Source organism: Acinetobacter sp. KB005 (assembly GCF_049949095.1).
GTDB lineage: Bacteria > Pseudomonadota > Gammaproteobacteria > Pseudomonadales > Moraxellaceae > Acinetobacter > Acinetobacter calcoaceticus.
This window is the reverse complement of the sequence record NZ_CP188191.1, coordinates 425,791-442,730: the sequence shown is the minus strand read 5'-3', so window position 1 is coordinate 442,730 and position 16,940 is coordinate 425,791. Positions and strand designations below refer to the sequence as shown.

At 37.4% G+C, this 16,940-nt stretch carries 19 protein-coding genes and 1 pseudogene; 9 read left to right on the top strand and 11 right to left on the bottom strand.

The window, feature by feature from the left end; translation table 11 throughout:
• The first annotated feature begins 2 nt into the window (after positions 1-2).
• The gene (locus ACPF64_RS02260; protein ID WP_426455464.1) at positions 3-1,358 is read left to right on the top strand and encodes a S8 family peptidase; all 1,356 of its coding nucleotides are present in this window, start codon (positions 3-5) and stop codon (positions 1,356-1,358) included.
• 102 nt (positions 1,359-1,460) lie between these two features.
• On the opposite strand, the gene ACPF64_RS02255 is transcribed toward ACPF64_RS02260, so the two are convergent.
• Together ACPF64_RS02255 and ACPF64_RS02250 are read right to left on the bottom strand one after the other, a co-directional pair.
• Positions 1,461-1,892, bottom strand: coding sequence for a hypothetical protein (locus ACPF64_RS02255; protein ID WP_017388531.1), 432 nt, complete (start codon positions 1,890-1,892; stop codon positions 1,461-1,463).
• Between the two features lie 99 nt (positions 1,893-1,991).
• Complete coding sequence (locus tag ACPF64_RS02250; RefSeq protein ID WP_005038406.1) at positions 1,992-2,411, bottom strand: hypothetical protein; 420 nt, start codon at positions 2,409-2,411, stop codon at positions 1,992-1,994.
• Positions 2,412-2,582: 171 nt separating this feature from the next.
• On the opposite strand from ACPF64_RS02250, the gene ACPF64_RS02245 reads away from it, so the two are divergent.
• Positions 2,583-3,479: a LysR substrate-binding domain-containing protein gene (locus ACPF64_RS02245; protein WP_426455461.1), complete on the top strand. Its 897-nt coding sequence runs from the start codon at positions 2,583-2,585 to the stop codon at positions 3,477-3,479.
• Positions 3,480-3,516: 37 nt separating this feature from the next.
• On the opposite strand, the gene ACPF64_RS02240 is transcribed toward ACPF64_RS02245, so the two are convergent.
• The gene (locus tag ACPF64_RS02240; RefSeq protein ID WP_017388528.1) at positions 3,517-4,227 is read right to left on the bottom strand and encodes an aspartate/glutamate racemase family protein; all 711 of its coding nucleotides are present in this window, start codon (positions 4,225-4,227) and stop codon (positions 3,517-3,519) included.
• A gap of 236 nt (positions 4,228-4,463) precedes the next feature.
• Entirely contained in the window at positions 4,464-5,330 is an 867-nt protein-coding gene (locus ACPF64_RS02235; protein WP_005043945.1) for a LysR family transcriptional regulator, read from the bottom strand.
• Positions 5,331-5,438: 108 nt separating this feature from the next.
• On the opposite strand from ACPF64_RS02235, the gene ACPF64_RS02230 reads away from it, so the two are divergent.
• Both ACPF64_RS02230 and ACPF64_RS02225 read left to right on the top strand, forming a co-directional pair.
• The gene (locus ACPF64_RS02230) at positions 5,439-6,341 is read left to right on the top strand and encodes a DMT family transporter (RefSeq protein WP_426455458.1); all 903 of its coding nucleotides are present in this window, start codon (positions 5,439-5,441) and stop codon (positions 6,339-6,341) included.
• A gap of 66 nt (positions 6,342-6,407) precedes the next feature.
• Positions 6,408-6,692, top strand: coding sequence for a YciI family protein (locus ACPF64_RS02225; protein WP_003653718.1), 285 nt, complete (start codon positions 6,408-6,410; stop codon positions 6,690-6,692).
• A 52-nt stretch (positions 6,693-6,744) separates the two neighbouring features.
• Here the strand turns inward: ACPF64_RS02225 and ACPF64_RS02220 are convergent.
• The 6 genes and pseudogenes from ACPF64_RS02220 to ACPF64_RS02195 all read right to left on the bottom strand — a co-directional run.
• Positions 6,745-6,945, bottom strand: a pseudogene (locus ACPF64_RS02220) (hypothetical protein); the annotation flags it as partial.
• A complete protein-coding gene (locus ACPF64_RS02215) occupies positions 6,924-7,397 on the bottom strand; it encodes a hypothetical protein (RefSeq protein WP_426455455.1) in 474 nt (157 codons plus the stop codon). The gene ACPF64_RS02215 and the pseudogene ACPF64_RS02220, both read right to left, overlap by 22 nt.
• Before the next feature lie 85 nt (positions 7,398-7,482).
• Positions 7,483-9,552 carry a glycine--tRNA ligase subunit beta gene (glyS, locus tag ACPF64_RS02210; protein WP_426455453.1) on the bottom strand — a complete coding sequence of 690 codons (2,070 nt, stop codon included), beginning with the start codon at positions 9,550-9,552 and terminating at the stop codon, positions 7,483-7,485.
• Entirely contained in the window at positions 9,552-10,529 is a 978-nt protein-coding gene (gene glyQ, locus ACPF64_RS02205; protein WP_002044989.1) for a glycine--tRNA ligase subunit alpha, read from the bottom strand. Before glyQ ends, glyS begins: the two co-directional genes overlap by 1 nt.
• A 92-nt stretch (positions 10,530-10,621) precedes the next feature.
• Complete coding sequence (locus ACPF64_RS02200; protein ID WP_426455450.1) at positions 10,622-11,080, bottom strand: hypothetical protein; 459 nt, start codon at positions 11,078-11,080, stop codon at positions 10,622-10,624.
• Positions 11,081-11,127: 47 nt separating this feature from the next.
• Positions 11,128-11,637, bottom strand: coding sequence for a hypothetical protein (locus tag ACPF64_RS02195; protein WP_426455448.1), 510 nt, complete (start codon positions 11,635-11,637; stop codon positions 11,128-11,130).
• Between the two features lie 203 nt (positions 11,638-11,840).
• Between ACPF64_RS02195 and ACPF64_RS02190 the strand changes: the two genes are divergently transcribed.
• The 4 genes from ACPF64_RS02190 to ACPF64_RS02175 all read left to right on the top strand — a co-directional run bounded on the left by ACPF64_RS02190 (position 11,841) and on the right by ACPF64_RS02175 (position 15,662).
• Entirely contained in the window at positions 11,841-12,257 is a 417-nt protein-coding gene (locus ACPF64_RS02190) for a lysozyme inhibitor LprI family protein (RefSeq protein ID WP_426455446.1), read from the top strand.
• Positions 12,258-12,366: 109 nt separating this feature from the next.
• On the top strand, positions 12,367-13,629 hold the full coding sequence (locus tag ACPF64_RS02185) for a putative DNA modification/repair radical SAM protein (RefSeq protein ID WP_231762466.1): 1,263 nt from the start codon (positions 12,367-12,369) through the stop codon (positions 13,627-13,629).
• A gap of 2 nt (positions 13,630-13,631) precedes the next feature.
• Complete coding sequence (locus ACPF64_RS02180) at positions 13,632-14,429, top strand: TIGR03915 family putative DNA repair protein (RefSeq protein ID WP_426455444.1); 798 nt, start codon at positions 13,632-13,634, stop codon at positions 14,427-14,429.
• A 132-nt stretch (positions 14,430-14,561) separates the two neighbouring features.
• Positions 14,562-15,662, top strand: coding sequence for an HPP family protein (locus ACPF64_RS02175; protein ID WP_198078135.1), 1,101 nt, complete (start codon positions 14,562-14,564; stop codon positions 15,660-15,662).
• 67 nt (positions 15,663-15,729) lie between these two features.
• Here ACPF64_RS02175 and ACPF64_RS02170 read toward each other — a convergent pair whose 3' ends face one another.
• Positions 15,730-15,984, bottom strand: coding sequence for a PspC domain-containing protein (locus tag ACPF64_RS02170; protein ID WP_004639576.1), 255 nt, complete (start codon positions 15,982-15,984; stop codon positions 15,730-15,732).
• Between the two features lie 251 nt (positions 15,985-16,235).
• On the opposite strand from ACPF64_RS02170, the gene ACPF64_RS02165 reads away from it, so the two are divergent.
• The gene (locus ACPF64_RS02165) at positions 16,236-16,883 is read left to right on the top strand and encodes a hypothetical protein (RefSeq protein ID WP_426455441.1); all 648 of its coding nucleotides are present in this window, start codon (positions 16,236-16,238) and stop codon (positions 16,881-16,883) included.
• Positions 16,884-16,940 lie beyond the last annotated feature (57 nt).

Below are 16,940 nucleotides of genomic sequence, written 5' to 3'. Positions count from 1 at the left end.
TAATGCAAAGTAAAACGTTATTTCTATTAGGTCTATGTGCGATATTAAGTACAACTGCATCAGCCCTCCCTTTAGATTCTAAAGGTGCTAAGCAGCGGTTAAATCAGGCAGCAAAACAAAAAGTATTTCAGGGTAAAATCGATTTAGATGCTCTGGTCACTAACGATTCGAATGATTTAATTATTGAATACAATATTCCTTCGGTGAGCGTACCTTCTGGTTTAGAACGGCGGAGTTATATTGCAACAAATAAAAAGGATATACAGGCAAGATTTAACCGTGCTGGTGGTGTGCAAGTACTGAGGGACTACAATAATTTACCTTTAGCTTTTTATCGGATTAGTAACCGCGAAGCATTAGTCTCTTTATTAAATGACCCGAATGTTAAAGCGGTTTACCCAAATCGTATTAATCAAACCACGACCAATGAAAGTTTACCTTTAATTAACCAGCCACAAGTGAAAACCAATGGTTTCACAGGTGAGGGCTCTAGTGTGGCAGTGATTGATACGGGTGTGAATTATCTTCACTCTGATTTTGGTTGTACTGCAGTCAATACACCATCAAGCACATGTCGGGTGGTTTATTCTTTTGATAGTGCACCAGATGATGGGGCATTGGATGATGACGGACATGGCAGTAATGTTTCAGGTATTGTGTCTAAAGTCGCAACTAAAACTAAAATTATTGGTATTGATGTCTTTAGAAAAGTGAGGTCTCAAGGTAAGTGGGTCAGTACAGCCTATGATAGTGATATTCTTGCAGGGATTAACTGGGCCGTAAACAATGCACAAACTTATAATATTAAAGCGGTTAATTTAAGTCTTGGCGTTCCTGGCGTTAAATATACTTCAGAGTGTAGTGATAGTAGTTATGCAACGGCATTTGCCAATGCACGTGCTGCTGGTGTGGTGCCAGTTGTAGCCTCAGGTAATGATGCATTTGCAGATGGTATTTCATCTCCTGCTTGTGTTGCTGGTGCAGTGAGAGTCGGCGCTGTTTATGACAGTAATATTGGTGGTGTGTCATGGGGGAATCCAGTGAAATGTTCTGACCCAACCACAGCAGCAGATAAGGTAGCATGTTTTAGTAATGGTGGTAGCCTTGTGACTTTATTAGCACCAGGTGCAATGATTACCGCGGGTGGTTACACCATGGGCGGTACGTCTCAAGCAACACCACATGTGGCAGGTGCGATTGCTTTATTACGAGCGAATAGCGTGAGTCCAACAGAAAGTATTGATCAAACCATCAGCCGTTTAAAAACGACAGGTAAACCAATTACTGACTCAAGAACGGGCTTGGTTTTTCCGCGGATTGATTTACTGGCAGCAACAAATGGTTTAACCATTAATTAAATAGCTTATTTATAATTTTTTAAATTAGGTCCAAGAAATTTTAAATGGCTATAACTCGTTGCAAAAGAAAGCTTCTGCAACGAGTTTTTTTATGGAAAAGCCTTAATTACACTTTGCTAAATTAGCTGCATTAAAATTATTTTGGAGTTTTTTGAAGTTATTTTGAATTTCAGGATCTTGAATATTAAAGGTAGTAGAACTCTTAGTCGTAGAATTGGTTGCTTGATTTAATATGCCTGATTCATCAGGGTATTGTAGGGTCGAAGAAGTGGCTGAAATTAGACCTTTATTATTAAACGTCCAATGTTCGGTCACATGTCCTCCACCTAAATAACCTGTAAATTCAATCATACAAGCTTGATTATCTTGTTTAATGAGCTTGGCCACATTCCCTGTCGTAGACGGATAGGCTTTAATATTGGTGTCTTGCTCTAAAACTTGAGCTTGAGAATAAGAAGAAAGGGGCGTTGATGTTGCACATGCAGTTAATGCTAAGCAGCATAGTGTTGAAAAGAGAAGTTTTTGACTATTCATAAGGCAGATTCCTAGCTCTTTATAGTGAGTGGTATTTATGTCTAGATTGATATTTGTATTTTATATTAAAGCGCGAATTTATCGCGCTATCCAAGAAATTTAGTTAACCGTAGTGCTAGATTTACTTAACTCACCTTGTTCTATTGGGATGTTTTCACCGTTTCGGCTACTGGTAATATTTTGCTTAGCTTGATCTATTTTTGTTTCAGTAAAAGCTTTTGCTGTATCCGCTTTTTGTTGAACGACTTCTGCCTTTTCAGCAGTAAATTCTTTGGTGTTTTTCCACTTTTCACTAATTTTATTTGAGGTCTTTTCAGAAGCACCTTGAATATTGTCTCCTAAATTTTGTATGCCTTTTCCTGTTTTATATAACAGTACACGCCCTAGGCTTGGATTATCACCATAAGGTTGTGTTTTAGAAGCTATTTCATTCACTTGTTGAGGTTGTGTTGTTTCAGCAAATAAGCTTGATGAAGCCAATATAGAGGTCGCAATACATAGAGTTTTTAGGGTTTTCATTTTGGATAAACCTCCCCAACCAGAATCAAAAGATGAAGTGCTGATCTTACTGATAAAAATACAGCTTGTACTGCAATGAGATAAAACCCATACGATTTGATTACGATAAATCATCATTTCAAATATAATTAAATACCGTATCTAAATTTCTAGAATGATCTGGAGCCTCAAGTGATACAAAACATTGAATTAAAATGGTTATATGACCTGATTGTTCTAGAAAAATACCGAAATTTTACAGTCGCTTCTGATATTAGAAATATTTCTCAGTCTTCGCTGAGTCGTCGTATTCAAGCCTTAGAAAATAGTCTTGGTTTTGAAGTGTTTGATCGAGAAACTTCTCCTTTACAGTTAACGGAGCAGGGGAAGCTTTTTATATTGCATGCTAGAAATTTACTGGATGATTTTGAGTTTAATATAGATCAAATTAAAGGTGATAATCATGTGCGAAGCAAAGTCACGATTGCTTCTGCACATTCTTTGGCGGGATATATTTTTCCTAAAATTTTAGGGAATTTAAAAAATTACCAAGAAAAGATTTTTCATGTTGAAGCAATCAATGTGAATGAAACCGTAGATTCTCTTAAAAATGGTCAATGTGACTTTATTGCATCTTTTTATGATGATGACTTAATGAATCCACAATTTTTGTGCCATAAGTTGTTTTCAGCAAAACTTTATTTAGTCACGGCTCCAAATCATTTAGGTCGACCTAAATTTTCACTCGAAGACTCTTCAATTCCGCTCATGAACTATACCGATGACAGTTACATGGGGAAAAAGGTAAATAAATTTCTACAAGATCATCATTCGGCCAAGTTTGAGACAAATTTTGTGTCTTCAATGAGTCTATTACTTAAGGATATGATCAAAGGCGGTTATGGCGTAGGGTGGTTACCCGATTACAGCATTCAAGATGAATTAAAACAAAATCAGTTAATGATCGTACCAATGAAAGAGTCGGTACTATCTGTCGATATTTATTTATATCGCAGTAGTGCAAGGCTTAATGCAACTTCTGAAGGATTATGGAATTTTGTAAAGGCAATTGATTGGACCATTGCCTAAACTTAGTTATGCATAATTTGCATTAAATTTTATTTAATCATGCGGCTGATGCTGTTAATGAGTTCTGATACCACGCAATCGCATTTTTAATGAGTAAATCGGTCGCATCAACAAACAGTTCAGGATTGTCTTGGATACTGTCTTGTAAGATGAGCGGAATTTCAGTACATGCTAATAAGAATTTTATGCTTTTATTTTGTTTATAAAAATGAATAACCTCACTCATAAGTTGTTTTGATTTTTTGATATTTCCTGCTTTGTATTGATAAATACTTTGCATCACTTTGTGTTGCATCTCAACAGAAGGGGTAGAGAAACGAATATTGTTTTGGATGAACTGGCTTTGATAAAGCTGAGTGCTTATGGTGGCAGACGTCGCAAGAATACAAACTTCAGCAATTTGGCTGTCTTGAATAAAATGAACCGCAGATTCAATAATACTAATCATTTTGGTTTGGGTGCGTTGCTGTAACTGGTTAAACCAAAAGTGGGCAGTATTGCAGGGAATAATGATACAGCCGACCTGCGCTGCTTCTAAAATTTTAAGATATTCAGCCATTTTTTCGAGTGGTTTATCATCATGATTGATAATCGATTGTGTTCTATCTGGGATGTCTGGAATAGAAACCGTGATGACAGGAATATGCTCTTGATCGCAATGTGCTGGCGTATTTTTAATAATTTTATCCATGGCATCAATCGTGGCTTGTGGACCCATACCACCTAAAATTCCAATTGCTTTATTCATGTTGAATGACTCAAAAATACGTTATGTACTTAGCATCTGCTTCTTTTGAGTGAGGCCGTTGCAAAAAACGGATGGGTCATGCAGTTTATGTTTTTATAATTGATTCTTAATTTTTATTAGGATATTGTTTTATATCAATAAAATAAAAATATTTAAAATGCCGCGATGTGTTTTATGCATCATTGTTTTATGTAAAGCATAGCGTTTTACATAGATAATTTCATTCGAATGCACAGCTAAGCTATAAATTCTGACTTAATCAATTCTAAAAACATATCTCTCGCTTTGTGGTTACTCACATTTTTGTGCCAAAAAAACTGGTTCTGCATAAATGCAAGATGTTCAAATTTATAGCCTCGAATATTGGTTAAATTTTTATATTGCTCAAAAAGACTCTTTGGCACTAAAGACACACCGGAGCCTGCACTCACACAACCAATAATAGTGGCGTAACTGGTAATGCTGGTAATTGGAAGCGAGATATTTTTGAGCTTAAGCCATTCTTCAAGAGCAGCGCGGTAAGGGCAACCTTCAGTCCACATAAAAATTTCTTTACCAATCAGGTCTTCTTGGCAGTGGATTTCACCGAAAGATTCTGGGGCAATTAAAATAATTTCTTCTTGATAAATACCGAGTTTATTCAGCATAGGAAACTCAATATTACCAGCGACAATCGCACCATCGAGTTTATGCTGAGAAATATCAACTAATAGTTGTTTCCATGTGCCAGTAATAATTTGAATGGAAACTTCTGGATAGCGTTGATGATATTTCGCGAGTAAGTTAGGTAAACGGGTTGTGGCAGAAGATTCAATAGCGCCAATTTTTAATGGACCAGAGGGCGGTGCATCAGGATGAATGCTTCGTTTTGCTTCATCACAAAGCGCTAAAATTTTTTGGCAGTAATTAAGAAAGATTTCTCCAGATGGGGTGAGCTTTAAACTTTTCCCCTCCCGATAAAACAGAGGTGCGCCGAGTTCTTCTTCAAGTTGTTTAATGCGTGCCGTGATGTTAGATGGAACGCAATGCAACTGCAAAGACGCCTTGGTCATCGTGCCGCATTCAACCACGGTTTGGAACATTTTTAACTGAGCGATATCCATGTTTTATCATTCACTTTTAATGAATATTAGACTCAATATAAGTTAATTTTATTCAACTATCCATGCGCATATGATGAAAGAGTTCCATTTCATTAGCGTAGATTTAACATGGCAATTTCACTTGCTGTCGAAACACAGCCTCCGGCATTTAAGCTTTATTTGTGTATTGCTATTACCGTCTTTTGTTGGGGTTATTCACCTATTGGTGTACACAGTGCTTTGCATTCATACACACCGCAGCATATTGCCTTGCTTCGCTTTTTGATTGCATCTGTTTTCTTACTACTTTTGGTCATGAAAAAAGGCATTCAGCCGTTAAAGTGGAAAGATGTTCCGGCACTTGGTGTGTTAGGATTTTTCTCTGTAACGTTGCATCATTTACTTATAAATACGGGGCAGCAATATGTCAGTGCGGTTGCATCCAGCATTTTGAGTCAATCTATTCCGCTATTTACCTTTATTGTTTCAGCTTTCTTTTTTAAAGAGCAAATCCGTTTCAAACAGTGGTTGTGTATTTTATTAGGTCTTTGTGGCGCCGTTTTAGTGGTTAGCGGTGATCATGGTCTTGGTGTACCAAGCCCTTATAGTTTGTTGATTGTTTCGGCAGCAATTGCATGGGCGATTTACTTTAATTTATATAAAAAATTTGCCTTAAATTATGATGCGTTGAGCATGATGTGCTACATCATTTGGTTCGGAACCATTCCTTTACTGTTCTATAGCGCGCAGTTGTCTGTTGAAATTTTACATGCCACTTGGCAGGCTAATATGTCGGTTGTGTTATTGGGTATTTTCCCCAGTGCGATGGCTTATGTGCTTTGGGGATATGTACTTAAAAATATGCCGTTAACGATTGCATCGAATTTTTTATATTGCTCGCCGATTGTCGCAATGAGTTTGGCAGTTGTTTTTTTAAATGAAAAACCATCAATGATTGTGCTGTTAGGTGGTGTGATTATTGTAGGGAGTTTGGTGTGGATGAATTGGGGGAATCGGCGTACCATCGAATAAACTATAGATAAGCTATCAGTAGTTTAACCCTTCTATGTCATGTGCTACTTCCTTTAAGAGAATGAAATGATTGTTGTTACCTTGACCTATAAAAAACCATTAGCCGAAGTTGATGCTGTACTGAAAGGGCATATTGCATTTTTAGACCATTACTATGAGCAAAAGAAATTTTTGGCATCGGGGCGTCGAGAAAATAGGGTAGGTGGAGTGATTTTAGTTTTAAGCTCTTCGATTCAGGAGGCCGAAGAAATCATGAAAAATGATCCGTTTTATATTCATGATGTGGCTGATTATGATTTTATGTGGTTTGAGCCATCGAAAAGTTTAGAAGAAATTAAAGAGTTTGTTTAACGTAAAAAATAAAGGGATCTATAAAAGATCCCTTTATTTAGTAATAAGCTAATTAACCCTGCAACACACTCACATCAGCCACAGCAGTAAACAAGTTACGCAACTGAGCTAATAAACGTAAACGGTTTGCTTTTAGATCAGCATCATCTGCCATTACCATTACACCATCAAAGAAGGTATTGTTAGGTACACAAAGTATTACAAGCTCAGCATCTTTACTTAAACCATTTCCTAAAGCTCTGGCAAAAAGAAGAACAGCACAATAGCTCCAAAAATTCCGCTTAAGATCAGCCAGTCTTTTTTACGCATATCTGCAAGGCGAATCACCGAAAGATAAACACTGCTGAAAAAAACCAAAACAAAAACCAGCAAAACTAGCGGATTATTGAAGAAGAATTTGCTGATGCCAAATAGCACGAAAATAATGGTACTAGAAATCCAATACAACAGAGCCAAAATAAATTTGTTCACTGATAAATTACGAACAAAACGATCTAAACGAGGCAGAGTTACAGCTAGCATAATCAGCCCTGCAAAACCGCCTAGAATAGAGATAATCATAAAGAACAGGCCGCTCATATCTGGTTTGGTCTGTATATGAGGATATAGCTTCCATAGACCATAACCGAATGCCAGCAAAAGGGTGTGGCAAAGAACAAGGTAAGCATCTATACGATAAAACTTTTTAATTGAAGTGGGATTCATTATGATGACTGCTGATTTATTCTTAATATTAAAAAACCCCACTAATTTATAGAGGGGTTCTCATTAATTTACAACCAATTAAGGCTTAGCCTTGTAATACACTTACATCAGCGATAGCAGTAAACAAGTTACGTAACTGAGCCAATAAGCGTAAACGGTTTGCCTTCAGGTCAGCATCATCTGCCATAACCATTACACCATCAAAGAATGCATCAATCGGCGCGCGAAGTGCTGCAAGCTTAGAAAGGGCAGCAGTGTAGTCTTTTGCCGCAAGTAATGGCTCAACAACTGGAGTAACTGCTTGAAGCTCAGCAAATAATGCTTTCTCAGCATCTTCAACCAAGTTCGCTTCAACTACAGAACCTTCTGGTGCTGCTTCTTTTGCAAGAATGTTAGCAACACGTTTGTTTGCAGCAGCAAGTGCAGCAGCTTCAGGTAGTGCACGGAAATGGTTTACAGCATTTACACGCTTGTCAAAATCAAGTGGAGATTTTGGTGCAAGTGCTTGAACCGCTTGAAGCACATCAACAGCAACGCCTTGGTCTTCATACTTGGCACGGTAACGACCTTCCAAGAATGCAACAGCATCAGCACGCGTTTTATCGTGGTCTTTAACGATGTCGCCATAACCTTGAAGTGCAAGATTAACTAACTCTTCAATCGTTACATCTAATTCATTTTCAATGATTAAACGTAAGATACCAATTGCTGAACGACGAAGAGCAAACGGGTCTTTAGAACCTGTAGGTGCTTGTCCAATACCGAAAATACCAACAAGTGTATCTAAACGGTCAGAAAGGGCAATCGTTGTACCAGTTTTGGTTTTTGGTAAAACATCGCCAGCAAATTTTGGTAAATATTGTTCACCTAAAGCTTCAGAAACTTCAGTGTTTTCGCCTTCAATGCGTGCATAGTAAGTACCCGCAATACCTTGAAGTTCTGGGAATTCACCTACAAGCTCAGATGTTAAGTCGCATTTAGCAAGTAACGCAGCTTTTTCAGCGTCGGCTGGGTTTGCACCAGTGATTGAAGATAATGCAACAGCAAGTTTAGCAATACGTGTCGATTTATCCCAAAGCGTACCCAGTTGTGCTTGGAATACCATGTTTGCCAGTTTTTCTTTACGAGATGCAAGCGGTTGCTTTTGATCTTGTAAGAAGAAGAATTCAGCATCAGATAAACGAGGGCGAACAACTTTTTCATTACCTTCAATAATCTGGATCGGATTTTTAGACTCAATATTTGAAACAGTAATGAAGTACGGCTGTAATTTACCTTCGCTATTGATCAAACAGAAATACTTCTGGTTGTCTTGCATTGTCGTAATGAGTGCTTCTTGAGGAACAGCAAGGAAGCGCTCTTCAAAGTTTGCACGAAGAGCAACTGGCCATTCAACCAGACTTGTTACTTCATCAAGTAAGTCACTTGGAACAATCGCAGTTGCGTTAACTTCATCAGCTAACTTTTTCACTTGTTCTTGAATGGTTGCTTGACGTTTTTCAAAGTTTGCAACGACATATGCTTTTTCTAAAGCAGCTAAATAGTCATTTGCATGCGCTAAAGTCACAGCTTCAGGTGCATGGAAACGGTGACCATAAGTCACATTACCAGCTTTATGATCTTGAATAGTTGCGTCAACGATTTGGTCATCTTTCAGTAAGAGAACCCATTTAACTGGACGTACAAACTCGGTACGGCTTGCAGCAGAACGCATACGCTTAGCAATTGGTAAATTGTCTAATGCAGTTTGTAAAATCTGCGGAAGTAAAGCATCAAGGCTTTGACCTTTCACATCTTTTAAATAACAAACTTTTTCAACTTTACCTGCTTGGAAAGTTGAAAGCTGATCAACAGTAATCCCTTGACCACGCATAAAGCCTTCGAGTGCTTTAGTTGGTTTACCTTCAGCATCGTAAGCCGCTTGAACAGCAGGGCCATCAAAACGTTTTTGTGTATCAGCTTGAGCAGCATCGATATCAACAATTTTAAGCGCTAAACGACGTGGAGCTGCATAAGCTTCGATAGATGCGAAATTTAAGCCAGCATCTTTTAAGCCTTTTACCGTTTCTGCCTGTAATGCATCACGTAAGTTTTTTAAGCTTTTCGGTGGAAGTTCTTCACAGCCAAGTTCGAATAAAACAGTATGTTTGCTCATTAGTTTTTCTCCGCCTTTGCTGCTTCACTTTCAGCTTGTGCTTTTAGCTGTGCCAATACTTCATCACGTAAGTGTGGTTCTGCCATTGGGAAGCCAAGTTCTGCACGTGCTTGTACGTAACTTTGTGCAATTGCACGCGCCAAAGTACGTACACGTAAAATGTAACGTTGACGCTCAGTTACAGAAATTGCGCCACGTGCATCAAGCAAGTTAAAGGTATGAGACGCTTTAACCACTTGCTCATAAGCAGGAAGAGAAAGTTTTGCTTCAATTAAACGGTTTGCTTCTGACTCGTAAAAATCAAAGAGTTCAAATAGTTTTTCAACTGGAGCGTATTCAAAGTTATAAGTCGATTGCTCAACTTCATTTTGATGGAATACGTCGCCGTAAGTCACAGTACCGAATTGGCCTTTCGTCCAAACAAGGTCATAAACCGAGTCAACACCTTGAAGGTACATTGCAAGACGTTCTAAACCGTAAGTGATTTCACCTGTTACTGGGTAACATTCAACACCACCGACTTGTTGGAAGTAAGTGAACTGAGTTACTTCCATACCGTTAAGCCAAACTTCCCAACCTAAGCCCCAAGCCCCAAGCGTCGGAGATTCCCAGTTGTCTTCTACGAAACGAATATCGTGAGTAAGCGTATCAATCCCAATTGCTTTTAAAGAATCAAGATAGAGCTGTTGGATGTTGTCTGGATTTGGCTTAAGCACCACTTGGAATTGGTAGTAGTGTTGCAAACGGTTTGGGTTTTCACCATAGCGACCATCTTTTGGACGACGTGAAGGTTGAACGTATGCAGCATTCCAAGTTTCAGGCCCTAAAGCACGTAAGAATGTTGCGGTGTGGAATGTTCCAGCGCCCATTTCCATGTCGTAAGGTTGTAGTACGACGCAGCCTTGTTCGGCCCAATAGTTTTGTAGGGCAAGAATTAAGCCCTGAAATGTATCAATGTGCGAGATGGCGCGACTCATGTAGCATCCACGAATTTATGAGAAAAATTGCCCCTAAGTATAAGGATTTTGTAGGGGAGTGGCAAAGGCTAGTTTGGGAATTTCAGATTTGATCATTTAGCAGCTTTTTTCATACTTTTGAGTAGTAAAATCCAATAAGTGATAGCGAAAATTAAAGAAAAGAAACTGACCATAAATATGATTTCTATTGGAAGGATTTGCCATGGGGCGATAAATAAAATTGCTAAAATATTTGGAATTAAAAAGCTAAGAAAAATTGCGCTAACAAGAATAGAGAAGAAATTAAGGAAATTGAATTTCAATAAGAATAGTTGTAAAAAATAAACGGGTATAAAAACTAATATGTAATAAATGGCTGCAATAAAGAGTAGTCCGACAGGGGTGTTTAATAGAATCTCAAAAGAAAAATCTTTATGGATGATTAAAGAACTTAAAAATATGAATAAAGCAACTATGTATAAATAGATTGGTGTCATGACTAGACAATGCCAAATTTGATCTTTATCTGGATCTAAATTTTGAATGAAGATTTTTAAAAAATTAAAAGACATTTTTGTACCCTGTAATAAAGGTTTTTTTAGAAGATATAAGAGAAATTTTAATCTTGAGATTTTTCTGATTTTTTTATACTTCTGAGTAGTAATATCCAATATGTAATAGCGAAAATTACAGAAAAATAACTGAAGAAAATGATCATTTCTATTGGGGCGAATTCTAAACACATTAAACTAAGGATTAGCGTAGTCAGTATGATCGCACTAACAATAATTGAGAAAAAATTTATGAAATTATACTTTTGCAAGAAGAGTTGAAATAGATAAGCGGGAACAAATGCGAGTATGTAATAAGTCATTGCAACCATAAAAAGCATCAATGGCATATTCACAGCAGTTTTTAGAATTTCTAAAGTGAACCCTTCATATAGCATTATGGTGAAGATCCATAGAAACCAAGCAGGTATAAATAGATAGAGCGGGACTTTTAAAAGACTATATAAAATTTGATCTTTATCTGGATCTAAATTTTGAGTGAAGATTTTAAAATTATTAAAGATAGCTTTCTTCATATAAATCAATGTAAATTTGATTCTTATAATTATATATAACATGAATGCAAGTTAATGTATTTAAGAATGCGATCAAATCAAAATGTCTAATTAATATATTTCAGCTTATAAGGATTTTATATTCGATTAGCAGAGTGTTCATTCAATGTTTATGTTCTAATCTTTGAACATGGGCTAATAGGCAACTGTTACAGAATTTTTGTTATATTGAAGCATATTAAAAATTATAGAAGTGAGAGTAAGTTATGCTGAAATTTTGCTGCAAACTCATTGTTTTATCCAGTCTTTTTTGTAGTCCATGGCTATACGCACAAACCGACACTGATGAGCAAGATGAATATAACCAATGTGTTGATCAGACGATTAAAGAAATGAAGCTTGAAAGCATTAATAACATGGTCGTGCATAGCTGTTCTGAACAAGCTAAAAAGACTTATGAAGAAAAAATTGTTGCTTTGATTGATCAAATTCGTACACAAAGCGAAGAATATCAACAGCCAGAGCGTTACCAAGATATTTTAAAGTCTCAGAGACTTTGGAAAGCTTATGTAGATCAAGAATGTAATAATGCAGGTTCATACATTGGCTCACCGATGTATTCATATTGCCCAATGCAAGAGTATGCAGCGCGTGTAAAGCAACTAGAAGAATACGTTAATTAAGACGGATTATTTTAAACGTCACCTCATGACGCTTAGCGTACTTCACTAGATTAAATTTAAGAATGCAAAATGATATTTTTTAAGCGATGCCATAAATGAGTCGTTTGATATGTCTGATCGCATTCGAGAAAAACTACAGATTCTTGCTGATGCTGCTAAATATGATGTGTCTTGTTCATCAAGTGGCAGTGACCGTAAAAACAAAGATAAAGGCCTAGGCGATGCCAGCCATTCAGGAATTTGCCATAGCTATACCGAAGATGGCCGCTGTGTATCTCTCTTAAAAATTTTATTTAGCAACGTATGTATTTTTGACTGCGCTTATTGTGTTTCACGTCGTTCTAATGACGTCCAGCGTGCAGCATTTACGGTGCAAGAGGTGGTGGACTTAACCATTAATTTTTACCGCCGTAATTATATTGAAGGCTTATTTTTAAGTTCAGGTATTTTTAAATCGGCCGATCATACGATGGAGCGTATGCTTCAAGTCGTGAAGAAGTTGCGCCTTGAAGAAAACTTTAATGGCTATATTCACCTAAAAACCATTCCGGGAGCATCGCCTGAACTGATTCATGAAGCAGGTTTATATGCTGACCGGATGAGTATTAATTTAGAGATGCCGACCGAAATTGGGCTAAAGACTTTTGCACCAGAAAAATCTCATCAGGAAGTGCAAAAAGATTTAGGGTTAGTACGTGACAGGCTCATCCAGCTTAAAGACGAACGTCAAATTATTAAGCATGTACCGAAATATGTGCCAGCAGGGCAGACCACCCAAATGGTGGTGGGTGCTCATCAAGAGTCAGACCAAGATGTCTTGTTTATGGCAGATAAGCACTATAAAGAATTTAAGCTCAAACGGGTCTATTTTTCAGGGTACATTCCAATTAATACCGAAAATAATTACTTGCCAGCAGTGGGTTCTGCGCCGCCATTACTGCGGGAAAACCGACTCTATCAAAGCGATTGGCTCATGCGCTTTTACGGTTTTCAGGTCAATGAAATCGTCAATGAGAAATTCCCAAACTTAGATCTTGATGTAGACCCAAAATTAAGCTGGGCTTTAAGGCATCCTGAGCAGTTTCCAGTAGATCTAAACCGTGCAGATTATCAAATGATTTTGCGTGTACCCGGCATTGGGGTGAAATCGGCTAAGAAAATTGTGCAGGCTCGCCGTTTTGGTAAGATCCACATCGATTTACTTAAAAAGTTAGGTGTTGCCTACCAGCGAGCAAAATTCTTTATCCATTGTGAAGACAGTCCAAAATTTCAAAAAGAATTGTCTTCAAACTTTATCCGACAGCAAATTTTAACGCAGGGTTCATCGAAATATGTGCAGCAGCTTTCGCCACAATTAAGTCTTGGGTTTTAGTTATGTTTAATGATGAAGTCGCTTACTATTTTGATGGCTCAATGGTGGGGCTACTGAGCTGTGTTTTTCGTGCATTTCAATTCAAAGAATTACAGGTCAGACTTTGTTTAAATGATTCGGCTCAACATGGCTTATTTGCTGATAAAATTGAGGTTTCAAATAATGAGCAACATGCCGAACGTGTGTGGTCCGCGCTGCAAAAAAAGCTTTCTTCGTCTTCTTTAAGGCAATTTTATTTTGCCTATTTATCTGAGTCTTTAGATGTCTATCAGCATTTATTTAATTACTGTATTTACGTTTTTACTAGTCACTCATCGATAGAAAAAGATTATTCGCACCCAAGTGTTTTGGCAATTTCGCAGTGGACGAAAAAGGTCGGGCGAGAAAAGCATCGGATGGAAGCTTTTATCCGTTTTAAGAAAACCAAAGATGAGCTGTTTTTAAGCTTGGTACGTCCCGATTTTAATGTTTTACCGCTCATTCAGCCGCATTTTAAACGGCGTTATCAAGATCAGCGTTGGCTCATTTATGATGAGAAACGTAAGTTCGGTCTTTATTATGATTTAAGGGAAATACATGAGGTTTCACTCAAAGCACGCGACATCGATCGTAATTTAAATAACGGAAGGAGCCAAAGCTTTCAGCTGGAGTTAGATGAGCAAGAAGTCTTATATGACCAGCTTTGGAAAGATTATTTTAAGAGCGTGAACATTACGGAACGTCAGAATATAAAACTTCATGTGCAATATTTGCCGAAACGTTATTGGCGCTACTTAAATGAAAAATTAATTGAATATTAAAGTTTTAAAATAACAAAAGATAATTCAGCAGGGTTTCTTATCTTTGAAAGATATAATTTAAATGCATTTTATGTGGCTTTGAGCGTATACTTTTGCCCGTTATAAATAACGGCATATCCCCAAAGGTGTACTGTGAGTGTTATACAGCGAGAATGGTTACAGATTTTAAAACCAAATTTTAAGGTTTTGCCTTTAAAAGAACGGTTGCTTTGTGGTGTTGGAGCACTGTGTGGTTTAGCAATTTCTTCCTTAATTAGCTGGTATGTTTTAGGTGGAATTAATGCCTGGTACATTGCACCCATGGGAGCTTCATCTGTTCTCTTATTTGCTGTGCCAACTAGTCCATTGGCTCAACCATGGAATGTGATTGTTGGTAATACGCTAGCCGGAATTATTGGAGTTGCCTGTGCACAGTGGATTCCTGATTTAACCACTGCTTTTAGTGTCGCAGTAGGCTTTGCCATATTCTTAATGATGACCACTGACTCTTTGCATCCACCAAGTGGTGCAGTCGCGATTACGGCTGTGTTAGGCGGTGCTGCAATTCATAAATTAGGCTTTTATTTTATTTTTTATCCGGTTCTGCTCAACTCGTTACTTTTACTCGGTTTTGCCGTCTTTTTTAATAGATTAATTGGAAGACATTATCCAGTTACCGCACGTCTCAATGAGCGTAGTAAAGATCCAACACCGACTCAAAAAGTATCGATTCAACCGAAAGATATTGAATACGCTTTAGAGCACCACACTGAATTGCTAGATATTAGCCAGTACGATTTAGAAAAAATTATTTTAGATGCACAAGAACATGCCAACGAACGCATAGTCAATCAATATACCTGTCAGGATATTATGAGCCGTGATGTGATTAAGCTGCATGAAGATGATGATATTCATCAGGCATTGGATAAGTTCAAGCATATTAACCTTATGAGCTTACCAGTGGTAAATGCTGACAATCATCTAGTAGGAACTTTAGCTTTATATGAAGTTGTGGAATGGTTTAAAGGTGCAGCGGACCCAAGAAACTCTTGGCAGCATTATGTGAAACAGATTATGAGTCATAGAGTGGTGACAGTATTGCCAACACAGCCTATTCAAGATCTAGTGCCTTATTTTGTCGAAAAATCTTTTAATTATATTCCAGTGGTCGAAGAGCGGAAGTTAATCGGAATGATCAGCCGCGCAGATATGATTGCTGCTTTACAACAACAGTTAAACCGTAAAATATAATCTAAAAAAACAGAGCAAAAAAAAGCTACGGTTGATTAGGGGATGCAACCGTAGCGACCAAAATTAATTAACGTGTTTGCTCTTCATGTACAGTTCGGACGGATTGTCGATAGCCTTCAATATGTTCTGGCTGTTTTTTCGGAATGACTAACCACAAAACCAGATAAACTAAGATTCCGGGAAAGGCCGCACTCATGATTGAAATCACAACAAAAATAATGCGTAGTAAAGTTACGTTCCAACCAAAACGTTCAGCAATACCACCCATTACACCGGCGATCATGCTATGTCGGTTCGAGCGATATAAACCAGAACTGGCCATCTAATTCTCCTTAAAAATAAAAAGTTACAAGGAATTATTTATTCTCTTGCTTAATAAAAATATGGAGACGAAATAACGGGTTTAAAGTCTTCTAAAAAGTAAAATGGTTAAAATATGTAAAGGATTGGAATGAAGGAAACTAACATCAACTAAAATGCACCTTTTCAGGGCTTAAGGGTTTATGGCAGCAATTGGCTCGTGCCTGAAATGAATATAAACATGGTTGTTGCTGTTATCTGTGAATAATGTATATGTCTTTGAAGCGGTCTAGGTTTTTAGTTAAGCATTTGGTTGTAGGGACTATGATGTGCCTGACACTTAGTGCTTGCGACATAAACCACACCAACTCAAAAGATCACTCTAGTCCAAGTTCTAGTTCTATCGATGAAGAAAATTTAATAAAAAATAGTACATCTACAAAAACATTAGATTATGTGGCAGGTCGTACTTTTTTACCTAAAGAAAATTTAGATCAAACCAAAAAATTGAGCGCAATCTCATTGCAATATGTAGGGCGATATCACACCCGAATTTCATGTGAGGATGCGTTTGCCGATTGTGAGTCTGGAGAGGCAGAGTACATTTTAAATTTATTACCCAATGGATCAGCTTATTGGAATGTTATTCATTTTGGCCGAGTGGGAAGTAAGGATGGAGCCAAAAGTACTGCTATAAATCAGTTGTGTCCTGATTTAAATTGGAAAGTACATGAAAGAGAGCATGAGTTAACCATTCACTGTCCTTTATCTAATGTTAATTTTTATTTTAATGTTGATTCAAACAAAAGATTGATCGTGAATCTAGAAAAACTGTTTTATAGCGACTACGGTAAAAACCGTGAGTTTTTGGAACAAAACTATTTTGTTCCGAAGCAAGCTTATATCCTGACTAAAGAATAAATATTAAATTTTTACTTGAATAAAAAAGAGCGCAATATGAATTGCGCTCTTTTCATT

Coding starts and splice junctions, on each gene's coding strand:
- ACPF64_RS02260 (WP_426455464.1), top strand. CDS start 3: ATGCAAAGTAAAACGTTATTTCTATTAGGTCTATGTGCGATATTAAGT.
- ACPF64_RS02255 (WP_017388531.1), bottom strand. CDS start 1,892: ATGAATAGTCAAAAACTTCTCTTTTCAACACTATGCTGCTTAGCATTA.
- ACPF64_RS02250 (WP_005038406.1), bottom strand. CDS start 2,411: ATGAAAACCCTAAAAACTCTATGTATTGCGACCTCTATATTGGCTTCA.
- ACPF64_RS02240 (WP_017388528.1), bottom strand. CDS start 4,227: ATGAATAAAGCAATTGGAATTTTAGGTGGTATGGGTCCACAAGCCACG.
- ACPF64_RS02235 (WP_005043945.1), bottom strand. CDS start 5,330: ATGGATATCGCTCAGTTAAAAATGTTCCAAACCGTGGTTGAATGCGGC.
- ACPF64_RS02230 (WP_426455458.1), top strand. CDS start 5,439: ATGGCAATTTCACTTGCTGTCGAAACACAGCCTCCGGCATTTAAGCTT.
- ACPF64_RS02225 (WP_003653718.1), top strand. CDS start 6,408: ATGATTGTTGTTACCTTGACCTATAAAAAACCATTAGCCGAAGTTGAT.
- ACPF64_RS02215 (WP_426455455.1), bottom strand. CDS start 7,397: ATGAATCCCACTTCAATTAAAAAGTTTTATCGTATAGATGCTTACCTT.
- glyS (WP_426455453.1), bottom strand. CDS start 9,552: ATGAGCAAACATACTGTTTTATTCGAACTTGGCTGTGAAGAACTTCCA.
- glyQ (WP_002044989.1), bottom strand. CDS start 10,529: ATGAGTCGCGCCATCTCGCACATTGATACATTTCAGGGCTTAATTCTT.
- ACPF64_RS02200 (WP_426455450.1), bottom strand. CDS start 11,080: ATGTCTTTTAATTTTTTAAAAATCTTCATTCAAAATTTAGATCCAGAT.
- ACPF64_RS02195 (WP_426455448.1), bottom strand. CDS start 11,637: ATGTTATATATAATTATAAGAATCAAATTTACATTGATTTATATGAAG.
- ACPF64_RS02190 (WP_426455446.1), top strand. CDS start 11,841: ATGCTGAAATTTTGCTGCAAACTCATTGTTTTATCCAGTCTTTTTTGT.
- ACPF64_RS02185 (WP_231762466.1), top strand. CDS start 12,367: ATGTCTGATCGCATTCGAGAAAAACTACAGATTCTTGCTGATGCTGCT.
- ACPF64_RS02180 (WP_426455444.1), top strand. CDS start 13,632: ATGTTTAATGATGAAGTCGCTTACTATTTTGATGGCTCAATGGTGGGG.
- ACPF64_RS02170 (WP_004639576.1), bottom strand. CDS start 15,984: ATGGCCAGTTCTGGTTTATATCGCTCGAACCGACATAGCATGATCGCC.
- ACPF64_RS02165 (WP_426455441.1), top strand. CDS start 16,236: ATGTCTTTGAAGCGGTCTAGGTTTTTAGTTAAGCATTTGGTTGTAGGG.